At 43.8% G+C, this 18932-nt stretch carries 15 protein-coding genes; 7 read left to right on the forward strand and 8 right to left on the reverse strand.

Going from position 1 to position 18932, the window contains the following annotated elements; genetic code table 11:
• The first annotated feature begins 133 nt into the window (after positions 1–133).
• Positions 134–3271: a protein translocase subunit SecDF gene (gene secDF / locus K1X61_05780; protein ID MBX7108142.1), complete on the forward strand. Its 3138-nt coding sequence runs from the start codon at positions 134–136 to the stop codon at positions 3269–3271.
• A gap of 706 nt (positions 3272–3977) precedes the next feature.
• Positions 3978–4160 (forward strand): hypothetical protein, encoded by a 183-nt coding sequence (locus K1X61_05785; protein MBX7108143.1) that lies wholly within the window; start codon positions 3978–3980, stop codon positions 4158–4160.
• A gap of 485 nt (positions 4161–4645) precedes the next feature.
• Here K1X61_05785 and K1X61_05790 read toward each other — a convergent pair whose 3' ends face one another.
• From K1X61_05790 to K1X61_05800, 3 genes are all read right to left on the reverse strand, one after another.
• Positions 4646–6256 (reverse strand): T9SS type A sorting domain-containing protein, encoded by a 1611-nt coding sequence (locus K1X61_05790; protein ID MBX7108144.1) that lies wholly within the window; start codon positions 6254–6256, stop codon positions 4646–4648.
• 120 nt (positions 6257–6376) lie between these two features.
• Positions 6377–7234 (reverse strand): hypothetical protein, encoded by an 858-nt coding sequence (locus K1X61_05795; protein ID MBX7108145.1) that lies wholly within the window; start codon positions 7232–7234, stop codon positions 6377–6379.
• Positions 7231–7779, reverse strand: coding sequence for a hypothetical protein (locus K1X61_05800; GenBank protein MBX7108146.1), 549 nt, complete (start codon positions 7777–7779; stop codon positions 7231–7233). Before K1X61_05800 ends, K1X61_05795 begins: the two co-directional genes overlap by 4 nt.
• A gap of 161 nt (positions 7780–7940) precedes the next feature.
• Between K1X61_05800 and K1X61_05805 the strand changes: the two genes are divergently transcribed.
• From K1X61_05805 to smpB, 4 genes are all read left to right on the forward strand, one after another.
• Positions 7941–8600, forward strand: a complete 660-nt coding sequence (locus K1X61_05805) for a metal-dependent transcriptional regulator (protein ID MBX7108147.1) — start codon at positions 7941–7943, stop codon at positions 8598–8600.
• Positions 8597–10483, forward strand: a complete 1887-nt coding sequence (locus tag K1X61_05810; protein MBX7108148.1) for an Nramp family divalent metal transporter — start codon at positions 8597–8599, stop codon at positions 10481–10483. Before K1X61_05805 ends, K1X61_05810 begins: the two co-directional genes overlap by 4 nt.
• A 76-nt stretch (positions 10484–10559) precedes the next feature.
• Entirely contained in the window at positions 10560–10952 is a 393-nt protein-coding gene (locus K1X61_05815; GenBank protein ID MBX7108149.1) for a hypothetical protein, read from the forward strand.
• A gap of 13 nt (positions 10953–10965) precedes the next feature.
• Positions 10966–11418 carry an SsrA-binding protein SmpB gene (smpB, locus tag K1X61_05820; protein ID MBX7108150.1) on the forward strand — a complete coding sequence of 151 codons (453 nt, stop codon included), beginning with the start codon at positions 10966–10968 and terminating at the stop codon, positions 11416–11418.
• 58 nt (positions 11419–11476) lie between these two features.
• On the opposite strand, the gene K1X61_05825 is transcribed toward smpB, so the two are convergent.
• Positions 11477–12067, reverse strand: a complete 591-nt coding sequence (locus K1X61_05825; GenBank protein MBX7108151.1) for a hypothetical protein — start codon at positions 12065–12067, stop codon at positions 11477–11479.
• Positions 12068–12326: 259 nt separating this feature from the next.
• Here K1X61_05825 and K1X61_05830 point away from each other — a divergent pair, with 259 nt between their 5' ends.
• Entirely contained in the window at positions 12327–12944 is a 618-nt protein-coding gene (locus tag K1X61_05830) for an SAM-dependent methyltransferase (protein ID MBX7108152.1), read from the forward strand.
• A 12-nt stretch (positions 12945–12956) separates the two neighbouring features.
• Here K1X61_05830 and K1X61_05835 read toward each other — a convergent pair whose 3' ends face one another.
• The 4 genes from K1X61_05835 to K1X61_05850 all read right to left on the reverse strand — a co-directional run bounded on the left by K1X61_05835 (position 12957) and on the right by K1X61_05850 (position 18888).
• A complete protein-coding gene (locus K1X61_05835; protein MBX7108153.1) occupies positions 12957–14999 on the reverse strand; it encodes an Omp28-related outer membrane protein in 2043 nt (680 codons plus the stop codon).
• Positions 15000–15285: 286 nt separating this feature from the next.
• Positions 15286–16500, reverse strand: a complete 1215-nt coding sequence (locus tag K1X61_05840; protein MBX7108154.1) for a TlpA family protein disulfide reductase — start codon at positions 16498–16500, stop codon at positions 15286–15288.
• Between the two features lie 43 nt (positions 16501–16543).
• Entirely contained in the window at positions 16544–17071 is a 528-nt protein-coding gene (locus tag K1X61_05845; protein MBX7108155.1) for an RDD family protein, read from the reverse strand.
• A gap of 236 nt (positions 17072–17307) precedes the next feature.
• Entirely contained in the window at positions 17308–18888 is a 1581-nt protein-coding gene (locus K1X61_05850) for a hypothetical protein (protein MBX7108156.1), read from the reverse strand.
• Positions 18889–18932: the final 44 nt, after the last annotated feature.

Genomic DNA, 18932 nt, shown 5'->3' on the forward strand with positions numbered 1-18932 from the left:
GCTATGAAACCACCGCAATGTCATGTTAAATTCGGCTGTTAGCTGAAGATTATAAGCATTTGAAAATTAGGGCTTAACTCCCCGATAAATTTCTATATTTGCAGCCTTAATTTTTTCTAAAACCCTCATAATCATGCGCGGAAAAGGCCTGGTCACGTTTTTCTCAATAGCGTTGATCCTGATTTGTATTTACCAGTTATCCTTCAATTTCGTTACCAGCAGAGTTGAAAACAAGGCAACGAGTTTTGCGGAAGCTGCTGTACTGAAAGGCAAATCACTGGAATCTTTGATACCACCCAACTCACCTGATGCAGTTTTTATCAAGGACAGTTTACTGACTGAAATAAGGAAAAACCGGCAGGCTTACCTTGATTCCATCACCAATCAGACGGTGTTTAATCTGGGCATTGCAAAATATACTTACCAGGATTGTAAAGATCAGCAACTGAGCCTTGGTCTTGACCTGCAGGGTGGAATGAACGTGGTGCTCCAGGTTTCTACGGATGACCTTATCAGGGCACTGGCTGATAATAGCGCCGACCCCACCTTTAATAAAGCCCTTGAGCTTGCCAAAGCAAAGCAGAAGACGCAGGCACAGGCAGATTTTGTAACACTCTTTCAGCAATCCTGGAATGAGGTGGCTCCACAGGGAAAACTGGCGTCAATCTTCGGTACACGCGATAACCAGGATAAGGTGAAATTCAATTCTACCAATGATGAAGTAATCAGTTTCATTCGTGAGCAGTCCAATAGCGCATTTGATCAGACCTTTAATATCCTGCGTTCCCGTATTGACAAATTCGGTGTTACACAGCCAAACATTACTGCTCAGCAATCAACCGGACGCATCATAGTAGAGTTACCGGGCGTAGATAACCCGGTTCGTGTTCGTAAACTATTGCAGGCAACAGCGGTACTGGAATTCTGGGAGACATATGATAACCCATCCTTCATTCAATACCTTGATGCGGCAAACACATCACTGAGAAACAAGTTGGCTGCGGCAGATACTACGAAGACAACGACAACCACCACTCCCACAACCAATCCGCTCACAACATCAACGGAAACGAATCCATTATTATCCGGTGCTGATTCCGGTAAGGCGATCGCCGCCGGAGACAGTAATTTAATCAAACCTGATTCAGTTTCACTCGCAACTGAAGCGGCAAAAAACCAGGCCAAAGAAAACCCGCTCACTTCCGTCTTACAGCCTAATGTCTATCGAACGGCAGATGATAAAGTGGCGCTTGCTCCCGGTCCTGTAATTGGTTATTCTTTGGGAAAGGATACTGCTAAAGTGAATGATTACCTGAATACAGACTATGTCCGCGCCAATTTTCCAAAAGACGTTAAGTTTTTATGGGGAGCAAAACCTACTGATGTAAAGAGTAATGTTTATGCTTTGTATGCCATCAAAATGCAGGTAGGCAGCACGAAGGCGCCACTGGAAGGTGATAAGGTGAATGACGCCAGGCAGGATATCGATCAGAACAGCAATCCTGAAGTATCCATGACCATGGATAATGAAGGTGCCAAGATCTGGAAAGTGATGACCAGCAAAAACATCAACAAGAGCATCGCTATCGTACTGGATAATTACGTCTATTCAGCTCCACGTGTGAACGGGGAGATTCCAAACGGACGGTCATCCATTACAGGAGGTTTTGACATTAATGAAGCAAAAGATCTTGCCAATATTCTTACTGCAGGTAAACTGCCTGCTCCCGCCAGGATTATCGCAGAAGACGTTGTGGGTCCCTCCTTAGGTAAGGAATCCATTGCTGCCGGCATAAGGTCAATCGTCATAGCCTTTGTGGCATTGCTCGCCTTTATGATCTTCTACTACAATACGTCAGGTATCATTGCCAATGTCTCCTTGTTCTTTAACCTCTTTTTCATCATCGGCGTACTGGCATCACTTGGCGCAACACTGACACTGGCCGGTATTGCCGGTATTGTGCTGACCATGGGTATGGCAGTTGATGCCAACGTGTTGATTCATGAACGGATCAAAGAAGAAATTGACAGGGGGAAAAACCTGTTAAAGTCGATCAGCGAAGGACATTTAAAGTCTTATTCAGCTGTATTTGATACACACTTAACCACACTGATCACCGGATTAATTCTTGCCTATTTTGGATTAGGGCCGGTTCTTGGTTATGCTACCACTTTGAATATTGGTGTAATCATGACACTATTCACCGCTGTATTCATGGCGCACCTGATGTTTGACTGGTGGATGGATAGATTCAAAAGCATTCAATTCACCACACGTGCCAGCAGGTTCAACTTCACCAATTTTGATATTCCATTTGTGAAATGGCGCAAATATGCCTATGTGATTTCGGGAACACTGGCATTAATTGGATTGATCTCCATCTTCACCAAAGGGTTTGAATATGGTGTTGATTTCAGCGGCGGTCACTCTTATGTGGTGCAATTTGACCGCGAAGTGATCACCGAAGACATTCAGGCGGAACTCACAAAAGAATTTGGCGTGCAACCGCAGGTGAAAACCTATGGCAGCAATAACAAAGTTAAAATTACCACTGGTTACATGGTGGAGAGCAGTGGTGAGTTGGCCGACAGCACGGTTAACTATAAATTGTATAATGGATTAAAGAAATTCCTTGCCAGCGATGTATCATTCAAGACCTTTCAGCAGGTGAACCAATTGAGTTCACAGGTAGTCGGACCAAGCATCTCCGCAGATATTCTTGACCATGCCTACAAAGCAATCATCTTCTCGCTGATCGGAATATTCCTGTATATCCTGCTGCGATTCAGAAAATGGCAGTTTGCGCTCGGCGCTATTATCGCACTGGCACACGACGTGCTTATGGTGATGGGTGCTTATTCACTATTTTCAGGCATATTGCCATTCGCGCTGGAGGTAGATGAAACATTTGTTGCAGCCTGCCTGACAGTCATGGGTTATTCTGTTGCAGATACGGTGATCGTATTTGATCGTGTGCGTGAATTTCTGAGAGAGCACCCTTCATCGGATATGAAACATACTATCAATGATGCCATCAACAAAACGCTGAACAGAACGGTGATTACTTCATCCACCGTACTGCTGGTGCTGCTGATACTCTTCATTTTCGGTGGCGACGCAATACGTGGTTTCTCCTTTGCACTCTTACTCGGAATTGGCTTTGGTACCTACTCTTCCATTTTTGTAGCGACACCTATAGTGGTTGACCTTACCAAAATGAAGCCGATAAAATCAATGGAACCTGCCAAACGGCCGGTAGCTGCCAAGTAGATAACGATTTTGCCTCCGGCAAAAAATAAAACCCTGCAGAAGAGTTCAACTGCAGGGTTTTTTCATTGCATTATTGCCTTAGTATTACTTTTTCGATACAATACACTTCACACATCTCATAAGAAACAGCTTCCTGCTATCCTAATTTTCAATATGTATATCTGCACACAGCAAATATTGAAGCTTTATCATGCAGCAAAAAAAAAAAATTGATTCATCACTTCGCACCATCTCCAAAGGCTATTCAAAGGCTGCTTCAGATTCGAAAGATGCCAATATAATACGAACCGAAACCAGAAGTGAGCTATGTATTTTATTGCAATACTGAATGATAGAAAAGTCTGATAAAATACGACGCAGCTTATAATGCCATAACGCTTCATAATAAAGTCAACATCCTCATTTGTAGTTATCATTACAGATCCGGCCACTTCAAGGCGATTTATCGGCTTGCCAAGGTACTTATCCGTTCCACGCCAGATTAATTGTCCTTTAAGGAATACACAGTTGCAAACCTTACAAGCACTTTTGCGATTGCAGATCATGATGCAATAAAACTTTTCATGACCCGGCCATCCGGTCAATTCAGGAATTACCGTATTCATCCGAATATGATTCCCGCTGAGGCAGTCTAAATTGTAATGCGGTCATTAGGGAAGTATTTTAGACATACCAATTTCATAATTCATCATTAAATCAAAAAAACATGAACGCTGTCATCGCCCATGATCAACAAAAACCGGAGCATCCGGACATTCCAGCCGCCACCTGGCAAATCATCAACACGGCCATTATCGGCATCAGTCCCATGCCCGAAAAAAATGAAATTGACTTCTACAGTAACCGTGACCTGGGCGATGAGAATCCATCAGATATTTTTGAAGCCTGAAGGTTGGGAAGTGGAACAGCGAATGTCAATAGAAAGAAATTAGAAGCTATCTCAAAATAGCCGGAGTCATTCCGTCCTGATTGATCAGGATCTCTTCAATTCATCGACATATGCCGAAACAAATTGGGTATGACTGCATTGACCAGTCAATTATTAGTATTCCCCCTGCTATACACGAAATCCTATTCATCCAATTAAGTATTCCTGATTTCATAAACAGGCTATGCTTTCCATATCATTTAATAATTGAACTAAAGCTTAATGCTTTGTGCAAACTTTGGCCTCTAAACCAAAGAACCAATAAATTTTCATTCATGAGGATCAGTACGCATCTCCCTTAATCGGGATGACAACCGCTGAAAAAATCGACTGTCACACCCAGGTGCACATTTTTGAGATTGGAGATAATCATTTAAGCCGTACTGTGGCAAAAGGCACTATATAATTTTGGAAGTTAAAGGCGGTATTATTTGATGGAGGCGCAATTACATCTTGACGAACTTGCCGGTGATTCGCCCAGATTGAGTTTTGTTACCGATTTCCACAGTATAACAACCAGCCGGGAATGATTCCATATCCAGTTTTATTGTGGATCCGTAAAGGATGGCTGGCATTGATATCGTTTTTCCTTCTGCATTAATAATCCTGATAATGAGTTCACTACCGGGTGCAGGTACATTCAGCATACCGGCATCAATAAAATTATCCAGTTGAAATGTAACCATGTTGTAAACAGGATTCGGAAAAATGCCAACCTGAACTGGCGAAAACAGCGGAATGCCTGTAATGTCTGCCGACAATTTTACGATCCAGCAATCCTGTGTTGTGCCGACGGGCGTTGCATGATTACCGGTAACATCACCATCATTGGAAAAAGATAATCCTGCTACAATATAACCTCCGTCATCCGATTGCTGCACAGAATAGGACTGATCATAGCTACTTCCGCCTAAAGTCTTCTGCCAGCTTAAGTTACCCGATGCATCCAGTTTTACAAGCCAGTAATCGGTGCTGCCGTGATTTCCGGTAACATCAAGGTCAGTGGAATGTGTATATCCGCCAACAATATATCCTCCGTCAGCCGCCTGGCTTACTGCATGGGCAAAATCATAATCACTGCCTCCGAGGCATTTCTCCCATTGCAGGTTTCCGGATTCATCCACTTTAACGATCCAATAATCAGTGTCGCCGTTATTATTGCTCACATCGCCATCAGCAGATGCTGACCAACCCGCAACAACAAATCCATTGTCCAGCGTGCGTTTCAGCATCTTTGCGTAATCCACACTGCTTCCGCCATAGGATTTTTGCCAAAGAAGGTTACCGCCGTCATCCAGTTTAATGATCCAGTAATCACCTTCTCCGTGATTACCGGTAACATCACCATCCGTTGATTCTGATTCACCCACCACTACATATCCTCCGTCAGCTGCTTCCTGCACTGAATACGCTTCATCTTCCTCACTTCCACCAAAACACTTTTGCCATACCATGTTTCCATCACCATCCAGCTTAAGTATCCAGTAATCTACTTCACCATGATTGCCCGATACATCTCCATCTTCAGACTCTGAATAACCGGCCACGATAAATCCGCCATCCATGGTTTGCTGAACCGAGTAGGCCTCATCTTCACTGCTGCCTCCGTAAGAACGTTGCCAGATAATATTGCCATCGGCACTGAGCCGCACTATCCAATAATCTTCTTCGCCTTTGTTCTGCAGCAAATCTCCGTCATTCGACTTTGACTGACCTGCTATAACAAAACCACCGTCATTGGTTAATTGAAAGTCCCATTGCGCATCATGGTCGGATCCCCCTAACGATTTTTGCCATTGCAGGTTTCCGGAAGCATCCATCTTAACCACCCAGTAATCGGTGTTTCCTTTACTGCCTGTCACATCGCCATCCTTGGATTTTGTGTATCCGGCAAAAGCAAATCCGCCATCAGGTGTCTGCAGGACTGAGTTAGCTGTTTCACCAACGGTTCCGCCAAACGATTTCTGCCATTCGATAACAGGAACCGTTTGCGCATAAGCCGAAGTCATAGCAACAACTGATAGCATGACAAGCTGAATTTGTAGTGATTTATTCATTGCTTTTGATTTTTTAAGGTGCAAACAGGCAGGTTTTCATCAAAATTAAATGATCCGAAGTTATGTTCTATCTGAACACAGAATTTTTCCATCTATGATTAAGCATCATTCCATAACTCACTATACCGGTACCTGATTCGTTCTAATGTCCTGCAACTCTTGCTCAGCAGCCGGATACCAGTACGGTAAAAATACAACAGCCGCAATATACCATTGATAAAAAGTCAGGTTCATCAGCATAAAATCACCGATAAAAAAAAGAAAGAAAAAAATCAACAATAACCTGTCAGCGCGATAGGTAAAAAAACCAACTACAAATGTGTGTTGCAAGATGACTGCAAGGCCCAAAAGGACATCACTTACTGTCTGATGACTGATCAGCCAACTAATAACTAATGCATAAACATTTTCCGGTTCAGTGGCAAGTAAACGCAAATGTTGCATCTTAAGAATTTCAGCAAACTGCCCGGGTGCAAAAGCAGACCCTCTCACTAATTTCCATAGTGCGGCAGAAACAAATGCAAACAATACATAGTAGCGGAATGCTTCCAGCAGCCTGATTTTCCTTTCATCTGACGACGGCCAGAAAATAACAGACATCAGCAACGGCAGTACCAGCCCGTGTTCATGATGGGCCACGAAGCTGCTTTTCGTAACCACATATACCGAATAAAACATCGTGAAAGTAACTGCTAAAATGCTGCTGCCACGACTAATGAAGCATGACAAAGCGGTTGCCAGAAGAGTCGTTTCAAACAGCAGGGTGATCCCTCTATGCGCAACGATAGCCTGAGGAATATTTAACAAATGCAGCATCCAGTAAAAATTATCTGTACCCGGATTAATCAATACCGGTTGCTGAAGGTCATGAATCATACTGCCACAAGAGCCCTCCACGATAAATACAAACAGCATATATCCATAGTACAATTTCCGCAGATAGATAAGCTTGTCCTTAACACAAAGAACTATCATCATGGTCTCTGCATTTTAGTGTAGATGATGTCGTGCACCACAAGCGCTGAGTCGCTCACTAAAAAAAAACGCCCTTCATCCCACCGAAAAGAGTAATCATGTATGCACCACTTCTTGACAGGCTCACTTTCTGCATCTTCCATATACCTGTTCAGCCAGATATAAAAACGTTCTTCATCGCCGGGCATATTGATCAGTTGCTTCATTAATTCGTCACTGAATGATGACATACCCAATTTTTTCAGTCTATCGTTAACCGTAGTTACCAGCGGATCGTGGAACCCGGATTGATGCAAGGTTGCATAATATTCGAGGATGGAATAGAAATGATCGGTAGCGTTTGTCATTTTACCGGGCAAGCTCAAAGAATCATTCCAGGTAACTGCCACCATACTATATACAGGTGACTTGTGTGATACTGCTGAATACATGCCATAATTCACGAATGGCAATGTCTCCACACCTTTGTACGTAAAAAACAATTGCAGTGCAATAAACGCCATCAATGCGACAAACAACTTCCTGTCTGCGATCAGCAGCTTATACAAATATGTTTTCCGCAGTAAGTTCATCAATTGGCATTCATTTGCAAGATATAGGAACTTTAACAGGAACAATAACAGTTGCAGGCGCTTGTATTTTATTAATGTCTAAATATTTTTTTAGACTAATCTAAATTTACTTTACCTTTGTGCTAAATTTTCAAACTATGTTTTCGGCGACAGAAGAAAATTACCTGAAATGCATTTACCTGCTCATGGAGAAAAACGGTATACGCCCGGTTACCACCAATGAGATTTCGGAACAGATGAAAACCAAGGCGGCCACTGTCACTGACATGCTAAAAAGGCTGTCGGATAAAAGACTGATCCATTATAAGAAATATCAGGGCGTAAAGCTGACCAATACCGGCGAAGCCAGTGCGCTTTCCATCGTCAGGAAGCACCGGTTGTGGGAGTATTTCCTCGTCGAGAAACTGAAATTTCAATGGGATGAAGTGCATGCTGTTGCAGAACAGCTTGAGCATGTAAATTCTGAATTGCTGATTGAGAAGCTGGATGCCTTTCTAAGCCATCCGAAATTTGATCCGCACGGCGATCCGATACCTGATCAACAGGGTAAACTCTCTGCCTCAAAATTCAAGAATCTCACTTCCTTAAAAGTGAAAGAGCAAGGCCGTGTGGCTGCGGTAATTGAACAGCAACCTGCATTTCTTAAGCATCTCGACCGGCTCCATCTTCATATGAGTACGCCGGTGAAAGTATTGGAGTGTATTGAATATGACAAGAGCATGGTCATTTCAATTAATCATACCGCCGGTATCAACATCAGTCATGACATTGCTAAAAACATCCTGGTTTCCAAATGAATACTACTCAATCAACTCATGCCAAATCGCTGGAAGATGTTCATGCTTCCGTTGATACCACAAAGAAGACCGGGTTTTTCAGATCACTGTTTGCTTTTATCGGTCCTGCCTACCTCGTAAGTGTTGGTTATATGGATCCGGGTAACTGGGCAACAGACCTTGCCGCAGGAAGTGGCTTCGGCTATTCACTGATATGGGTGCTCCTGATGTCAAACCTCATGGCCATCCTGCTGCAAAGCCACAGTGCGAGGCTTGGTATAGTAAGAGGGCTTGACCTTGCACAGGCTTCAAAAGCTACGTATCCCGGCATTGTCAACATCCCACTCTATATCTTGGCGGAGATTGCCATTGCAGCCACTGACCTTGCTGAAGTGCTGGGCCTGGCTATCGGACTTAATTTACTCTTTGGCGTCCCCTTACTGATCGGCGTAACCATTGCGGTGCTGGATGCAGTACTCCTCCTCGTAATTATCAATTTCGGTATCCGAAAGATGGAAGCCGTTATTTTTTCACTCGTATTCATCATCAGCGCTTCCTTCTTTGTTGAAATGTTTTTTGCACAACCCGATCCTGTTGCCATTATTCATGGATTTGTTCCTGCAATTCACAATGACATAGCCTTGTACATCGCCATCGGCATAATTGGGGCTACGGTAATGCCGCATAATCTATACCTTCATTCAGCACTGGTGCAAACACGTAAGATAGATCCATCTGTTGCCGGCATCAGGAAGGCATTGCGTTTTAATATCATTGATTCTACCATTGCGCTCAACATTGCCTTCCTGGTAAATGCTTCCATACTCATCCTCGCAAGTGCTGCTTTTTTCAGTAATGGCTATTTTGAAATTACAGAAATACAGGATGCACATAAATTGCTGGAACCTTTGCTGGGTACAAAAATGGCCCCAATACTCTTTGCTGTTGCATTGATTGCTTCCGGTCAGTGTTCCACCATTACCGGCACACTGGCAGGTCAGATTGTGATGGAAGGTTATATCCATCTTCGTATCACGCCATGGATCAGGCGGCTGATAACCCGTTTGATTGCAGTGATACCGGCATTCCTGGTGATCTGGTTAAAGGGGGAAGAAAACACGGGCGAACTGCTGATTCTCAGCCAGGTGATCCTCAGCCTGCAGCTTGGCTTCGCAGTCGTTCCGCTTATTCACTTCGTGAGTGACAAGGCAAAAATGGGAAGCTTTGTGATCGGGAAGTGGTCAAAAGCCGGATCATGGTTAACAGCACTTATCATCATATCTTTAAATGCTAAATTAGTGTTGAATGAAGTGGTTTCCATGATGGAAAACAGTGGTGCATACTGGTGGGCTGTTTACTTTATTGTTATTCCGGTTGTAGCCGGCGCCGGATTACTGTTACTCTATATCATTTTCCATCCTTACCTGCAAGGTCAAAGCAAGAAGTTGCGTGTACCACATCCTGAACAGTTACCTTCCAGTTTTCCTGTGAATGCATATTTTAAAAGAATTGCCATTACCGTTGACTTTTCCGAAACCGATCAGAAGGCTATCTCCCGCGCATTAACCACGGGCGGAAAGTCATGTGATTATCTCCTGATTCATGTCGTTGAATCGGCAGGCGCCATGCTGATGGAAAAGGATATTTCAGATCTCGAATCAGGCACTGATCATGCAAACTTATTGCAATACACAAAACTGCTATCAGAACAGGGCTACCAGGTTCGTTCAGAACTTGGTTTCGGCAGACGGTCAAAAATCATTCCCAGGCTTGTCAAAGCATTCAATGCAGATTTACTGGTTATGGGAACGCACGGCCACCATGGAATAAAAGATGTGTTGTTTGGCGAAACCATAAATGCCGTGAGGCATAAGATTGGAATACCTTTGCTGGCGGTGAAATAAGATTAAGAGTGGCACAGTTCAAGGTTCATTTTCAGGATAAGCCCTATTTACCAAAACGCTTCCATATTCTTGCAGCATGAAATTAATCTTTAAGCCGGGTGATCAGAAAAAGTTTAGTAAAATAGTGGAGGCTGCTGATACAGCAGGTTTCGAAAGCGGGCTGGTACATGAAGTCTACTCTACTTTCAGCATAGCAAGAGATGCCGAGTGGAGCGGAAGATTGTTTGTGCTTGAAATACGGGAAGATGATGAAGAAGGCATCGGCACGTTTATAACCGTGCATCACCATGCTCCTGCCTTTCCCGGTGAGATGATCATCTTTACCGCTACACTGACAGCCATCAGGAAGCATGAAATAATCACATCGTTTGAGGCCAGGGCAGGGAAAAGGCTTATCGCCAGCGGAGAACAGGGCCAAAAGCTTTTCAAGCTGGAAAAAATTAAACGACTCTTAACCAACACCAGGTAACTTAACAATATCCATGAGTGACAGCATCAACATAAAAAACAAGAAGGCGTATTTTGAATTTGAGTTTATTGATAAGTTCATTGCCGGAATGGTATTGACAGGTACCGAGATAAAATCAATCCGTGAAGGCAAAGTAAATATGAACGACGGCTGGTGTTATTTTCAGAAGAACGACCTGTGGATCAGGAATCTTAATATCTCCGCATATGAGAAAGGAACTCACTACAACCATGATCCTTTAAGACCGAGGAAATTGCTCCTTAACAAAAAAGAACTGAATAAGCTGCAGGACAAGATGAAAGAAAAAGGGCTCACGGTTATTCCGCTGCGGCTATTCATCAGCGACCGTGGTTTTGCAAAACTGGAGATTGCCCTGGCAAAAGGGAAAAAAATCCATGATAAAAGGGATACCATAAAAGAACGGGATGCTAAACGTGAATTAAACAGGGAAGGCAAACACAGATGAATATAGCCTCCAAAAAAAAATCCTCCGTGCGGGAGGATTTTTTTTGCTGATTACAGTTTTACTTTATCCTGCTCAGGATATAGGATCTTTCGTAGGCAATGCTGGTGAGCGGGTCAATGGTATCGCGTTCCAGTTTCATCTCATTATTCCTCAATTCAATAATGTCAAACAGCAATGATTTTTTTGTGTACGGATCAAGAATGAGGAGCTGCTCCTTATTTTTCAGGTCACCGATATTACCGGTAAAGTTCCATTCCGCAACCGTAATAACTGTTGAACTGTCCTTATAGAGTGAATCCTTACAAATAGGAGTATTGTTGGCAATATCGTATATATACGAAGAGTCGATGGTCAGTTTTGATTTGAAACCGCCATCCTTGTCAAATGACCAAACGTATTTGTAATTCAGAATCAGCTTGTCAATTTCACTTCCGCAAAAACCAATATACGGGCCAATAGAATCAGCCACCCTGCGCAGGGAATCTTTATTATTAACCGTGTAGGAGGTAATATTCCAGTCGCCGGTTACACGGGCTTTACGGGAATGAAATGAAATAAACGGATCTTCAGGGCCTTTAGCGCAACTTTGCCACAAATTAAGAATTGTAACACCAATCAAGATAACAATAACAAACTTCAGTATTTTCATTTTTACAAGTTTAGTTCTTAAGGGTTGCAGGTAATGGTGGTCGTCAAAGATAAAGTAATTTTTAATTGTTAGGTTTAAAGCGTTAAATTTTGGTGATTTTGATCGCAAACAACGATCAATTTCTGCTTCGGGGACACGCTTATTTCATAGACGGAGAAAAATTTCCAGCAGTCAGCCGATATTTGCGGCCATTCACTAGTTATAAAAACTGCGAGGTAACAATAGGTATTTACCTGGCCGGTCATTAATGCCCAATATTATGAAATTAGATGCCAACTACTGGGAGAACAGGTACCATAACGCGGAAACAGGGTGGGATATCGGAGCTGTGTCGACCCCTTTAAAAGTATACTTTGAGCAGCTGGTTGCGAAAGATGAACGCATCCTACTTCCCGGTGCCGGCAACGGACATGAAGCTGCATATCTTTTTCAACTCGGATTTACAAATGTTCACATACTTGATATCTCCGCTGCACCTTTGCGTAATTTTCAGCAACAATGGCCGGCTTTTCCAAAAGACCATATAATTCACGGCAATTTTTTTGAACACAAGGGCCGGTATGACCTCATTATTGAGCAAACCTTTTTCTGTGCTTTAGATCCGCAGCTGCGAAAAGACTACGTGAAAAAAATGCACGAATTACTCGACGAAAACGGCAAACTGGCCGGATTGCTTTTTGATGATCCCCATATGCCGGCGGCAGGACCACCCTTTGGAGGGACACGGGATGAATATGTACAATATTTTAAACCTTATTTCACCTTCTGCACATTTGAAAAATCATATAATTCCATTCCTGCAAGGTCGGGGCGTGAATTATTTATGGTGCTAAAAAAGAAAACGGAACCGTCTGAAGATTCCGTTTTCATGCCTTGAGCTATCAGTTGATTAATGCATCACTTCCATCCGTTTTGTAGTACCCTCATTCGCTGCATTTGCCAGCCGGTAAAAATAAACGCCATTAACCAGCTTATCAGTCTTCACTTCTATTAAAGTGCTGCTCTTCTTCACCACTTGTGAAATGATGGTACGACCCAACTGATCAATTACACTAAAGGTCATATCCTCTGTAAGGCCGTCAACCGGAATATAAGTGATATCATCTCCGGGATTAGGGTAGTTCTGCCCCATTTGCTGTGCAGCATTTTCAACATCCGCTGTACCTGTTATGCCATAAAACCAATTGTAAGCTGTTTTAATGATATTCGTTTTATTGGTGGGTGTGCCAAGCATCTCTATGCCCGGAGCGATATACACAGTTTTGAAGATTCCATTGTCGCCCCGTACGCCTGCAACTTTAGCTGAGTTATTATTGTAATAGAAAATGGGTGTACCTATTCCGGCCGGTGTTATCTGATCCGGAAAGAAATAGGTGCTCGTGTAATAATAATTGATAACAGTGGAGCCTAATGCGCCAAAAACAGGATCAGCTGAGTTAGCAGTAAGTGGCTTGTTCGAAGTACTGCCATCGTCAATAAAATCAGCGAACATGTAGTTATTATAGAAATCCTGCGTGAGTGGTGTGGCATGGCCTAAATCTGCCGGATCGGTCCAGACATCCCAGCCAATATCCTGGCCGCTGATAAATAAATTCCCACCATTGTCCATGAAGGCCATCAGTTCTGTCACGAAATCATCTGTTAATGCAGGGAAATACCAACCGGCATTGTAGTACATGTTTCTCACATCTGCCAGCGAATTCTCCTGTGCTGCACGCTGAGCAAGTGAAGAATTTAAAAATGCGTAGGCAGCTGTACCGGCACTCTCAAAGGCGGTAACATATGCGTTTTCAAGGAAGGCAGCGGTGGCAGGTGCCATTGCTGCATTATTCACAACCAGTTCAGTAACGCCGGAGAAGACATACACTGATTTAACAAATGGATCTTCATTAAGGTTACTTAATGACTGAATGGATAGCGTATATACTCCCATAGCCGTGGTGGTGCCCGGTGTTACATGAATGGTTACCGGAACGACTGCCCCGGCACTCATTGTGATAGTTGCCGGCGTTGTATAAGTGGTACCATTCACCTCAAAATCCGCCGACCAATCGGCAGGAGCATTCGCAGTAAGAGTATAAGAAAAATCCTGGGAAGCTGTACTGTTATTCGTTGCATCCAACGTAAAGGATGATATTGATCCGGTAGAACCGGCACTTGTCAGCGTTGCAGGATCAGCTATCGAAGCACTTGGATCGAAAGAGGCGCCGCAGTTGTAAATTTCTTTGGTTGATTCATTCTGTACGAAAGCAATCAATGCAATCTCATCCATATTCCATGCTGCATTTTCATCATAGTTATAGTTGAAAACAACCGATTCGCCTTGCGGTGCAAGCACTATAGCATCACCGGCTGAGGAAGGAAGCATTTTCCTGAATACATTAGGAAAATATTTTTCCCCGTTGTTGCCGGGAGGACTTGCATAATTTACATTACGTTCTATAATGGCAGTGCGGAGTTTAAGATTACCGGTAGGCGGAGTTCCCACTGATATAACTGTTACGGTCACATCATGCGAAGTGCCGTTATCAATATCCTGTACCGTAATTTTTATTGGACTGGTGGTAGCCACCACATCATCTACATCCTGCTGCACAAAGCCGCCGGGGGAGCTTTCTTTCAGATTGCCCATTTGAAATATGTCCGGAACACCTGTGACGTTATAGTAATCCACGCGCTCATCACTCTGACTCGCGTTGATGTTGTACATAGGATCGTATCCGGGCCATGATGTGTGATAGGCAATATGCCTGACTGTTCCAGGGTTCGGTTCGAGAATGCTGGACTGAAAACCAGGGTTTTGCTGTGCACAAGGTCCGCAACTGGCCTGCGTAAAATGCTCAAACATGGCGTATTTCGGAGCCTGGGCTCTTGTTTGATGCGCGAAGATCAACAAGGCAAAAAGCGCAATCAGAAATGTATTTCTTTTCATGTGGCAGATTTGTTTTAAATGATTTTAATGGAGGTGTGGCGAAGATACTAAAATCATCCTATTTGAGCTTTGCTGACATCGCTTACTTCGTGTTATGCCATCGTAAAATCCCGCCTTTCTTTCTGGCACCATAGCGCAAAAAATGCATGATGGCACCCTGCGCATTTTATGCATCATTTAGCATTGCAAGGGATTGCTGCATCAGCAGTATATGCTTGAAAGAATTCAGCGCTTAGTGAGGTGAAATCTTACATCATCGTAAGATAAATTCCATTACTTCCCAACCTTATTCAGCCAATAATTTTTCTACCATGCCACGGGTATCATCCTTCCATTTTTCATAGAGGCTACCCGTAGCGGGACCGTTTATTCCTGAATAAGATTTGCGCAAATTGCCCTTTCTGTCAATAAAGAAAGTGGTTGGATAAGCAAACATGCCCGACAGCATCGGCAGTGTATTGATCGCATCGGCTCCGGGCTGACCTGCTATCAGCATCGTATAGTGCACATTGAACAATTGCCTTAATCGTTTCACATTTTCAACCGCTTTTTCACCTGTTGCCTTTTCATAGGCAAGCCCGATGATCTCCAGACCTTTTGACTGATACTGATCATACAGCGGGGAAAAATAGGCGACTTCATCCATGCAATTAGGACACCATGAACCCATCACCTGAACGATCACCACTTTATCTTGAAATTGCGGATCAGCAAGCGAAACCATTTTCCCGTTGAGATCGGGAAAAGAAAATGCCAGTTTATCAAATCCCGGCTTAAGACTGATGAGAGATGACGGATCCGGTAATTCATACGTGGCATTGCGGTGAGCGATCCATGGCTCCTGCCAGTGATTGCCGGAATAATACATTCCATTTAAAACACCGGCAGGATCAATAGTTGCTTTGAACAGGAATGCATGTGACCCGTCAAAACAGGATAGCATCAATAGGTTACCCTGCACCGTGCCTTCCAGGTAACGATAATCACCTGATGTGGTGAGGAAAGTGCCGGTCAGATGATTACCGGTCTGCCTGAATATGCCCACTGCTTTTGAGCTATCGGAAGTCCCTTTGCTGAAATCAACTTCCCAGTGGCCAGAAACATTATCAACCGGCCTGACTGCTTCATCCGTGAACCGGTACTTATTGCCATATTCTGCAGTAAAGGGAAATACATTATTTACTTTACGGGAATGATTGATCCATAATCCGGTTAAGGATTGTGGCGTGTATCTTAACCTGAATTCCGAATCGAAAACGGGCAGCTTTATAATTACACTATCCTCCGCCATACGTATTTCATCTGCCACGATACGCTCTTCTCCGTTAATAATCTCCATAATCAGCTTGCCGTCACGGTATTTAGTTTCAAAATTAAACGGTAGCTCGCCGCCATTGGTTGTCAGCACACCACGCCACATACCCGGCTGAACACCGGCGGGCATTGTTTCTGCTGCAGGCAACCATGCAACAAACAAAATGAGGATCCGGATAAATACCATTGTATATTATTAACGGTTAGATTTTAAAATTGAAACAGGCAGACTACTTATTATTTCTCACACAAATCATATTGGTGAGCTTATCGTGCCAGGTCTGATGGTAGTCAGAAATGAAATAAGCAAAGCAACTTAGTATGGCTGGTATTCCTGCCAGCACCACAAAAATGAGATATATCCAGGAACGGGCAGCACACATCCTGAACATCGGTTGTTTTCTTGTATTCAGGTCAACGAGCCTGATACCGGCGATGCGTTTGCCGATGGTACCACCGGTGCTCTCCATCACCGGTGAATACAATAATACCCATAGCATCAGGCCGAATGCAGGAGTCACCTGCCGTAAGCTGGAAGTAATGAATTCCACATTATATGGATTATCGCCTGCGATAACCCTGATCGCCAATTCCTGAAGGCCATAAGCAACACCAACAATGATAGCGGTATCAATAGTGCGGGCAATGGCACGCTGCAGGAAACTGGCAAGCATTTGCTCCTCTTCCCGCCTAACATCAGCCGTGATTTTTGTTAAGAGCTGATCGATCGGATCAGGCTGAGCAGATTGTGAAATCATAAGCTACGAATCAAAGTGTTAAAATTCGGATTGTTTGATGGAAAAAAGAAAAGAAAAATAAGATGCCCGTGAGCGTTGCAATCAATGCAAGCCTTGATTTCTGCACCGCAACTGGAAATGTAGGTTTGTTCATTGCATAAACAGCGATCCTGATTTGTATTGAACAAGAAAAGAGCAAACCAAAGCGGGAGCATGAAATAAAAATCCGGCCTGCTTACCCCAGCTGATAAACCATACTACTTTTTGGTCTCCCTGTTCAGCACCTGCAATGTTCTCCTGTAAAATGCATTGGCGCGGGCAGGTGAATCACCAATACAAACGACTCCCAGTTTTCCAAACTGGGAAAGTGCACCGATCAGGTGAAACATGACACCCTGTTGCGATGAGCCGTCATACTGCAGATTATTCAGGATGGCAATATCAATTAAATCAGGCGGTGTGAGCACTCTGTAATTATCATTCTTAACATTATCGGAGCTGAAATAGTAGCGACGCTGTCCATTTGCAGTAAGATAGATGCCTTTTTCCACATCATATTTGCCCATGGTCAAACCCTGCAACAACAGGTTGGGATGGGTGGTGCCTCCCTTGCGCAGATTGATTTCAACAGCGTAATGCTTCCATCCGCTTTCTTCCTTTACCGAAATAAAATCGATACTGAACCGTCCGAGTACACCGTACTTTTTCAACTCATTGGCAACCAGCAAACCCCTCTTTCCTATCTCGCCGGCATATACTTCGTCAGCAGGGAAATTGGCACCAATGAATACCTGTCCGTCATCTCCGCCAAGCAGCTGATCATGTGTGGAAATCACTTCAGCATTTCCCAAAGGATCAATCAGGCATTGCGCTGAAGGAGATGTTTTTATTTCACCCGGAATAAATTCCTCTACAATACCTTCCATTTCCCTGAATTTATTCATAAAGATTTCATAGGTAAAGGCGCTGGCAATGATCGTGAGTTGCTCTTTGAGATGCTCCTTTACCCAGCCGGCAATATTGCCGCTTTCCGGACAACCGGCATAGGAGAAGATCGCATTCCCTTCTCCCGAAAATCCTTCATTCACCTTCACTACCGCTTTTTTGAGTGCAGGATTATTTTTTTTGAGCGCCGTCAGCGCAGCTGCGATATCATTTTCATCCTTTAGATCTTCAAAACCAGGGGCAAGGTCTAAACCACAGGCCCTGAAAATTTTACGGCTTCCGCTTTTTGATCCATGAAAAAGCAGTTCAGGGTCACAGCCGAACAAGGGCAGATTAAGCCGTACGGAAAGTGTGCGTTCCAGGTCAGTGGAATTATACACCGTAAAGTGCGCAAGGTGACGGTTCGGAATTGCGTCATGAATGCGCTTCATCAACCTGCTGCGTTCAAGAATTTTCTCCGACAGTGATCTTGCGGACGCATCATACGTGCTGAGCATCGTCAGTCGCCGGCGGGCATGATCGCCGGTTATACCGGGCAACAGGTGCAGGTAATAGTCGATAATCACCGGATCAATCGGCATGCTGGTCACATACACTACATGTGTACGTGGCATACGGAGCAACATGAGTAATGAAAGCAGCCGTTCTTCATAATGCAGCACACCGCTTACACGCGATTGCAGCTCCTGGTCAATGGTCAGTGACGGGATCACCACCACCGTTTTCGGCGCAGACATATCGGGAAAATATTTTTCAAACTGCTCCCGCATTTCGGCCTGCAGTGCATGAAAACGCTTTCGCTCTTCTGCAGAGCCCGGTGCGGGCGCAGCAAGGCGGATGGTTGTGTCTTCTTGCTGCAGTAACTTTCCGCTGTTGCCTGTGTCCATATTCATTGCGAAAAATAATTTTATTAATGGTGGTTCAACCGCTATAAAAA

The sequence above is a fragment of the Chitinophagales bacterium genome (assembly GCA_019694975.1).
Taxonomy (GTDB): domain Bacteria; phylum Bacteroidota; class Bacteroidia; order Chitinophagales; family UBA10324; genus JACCZZ01.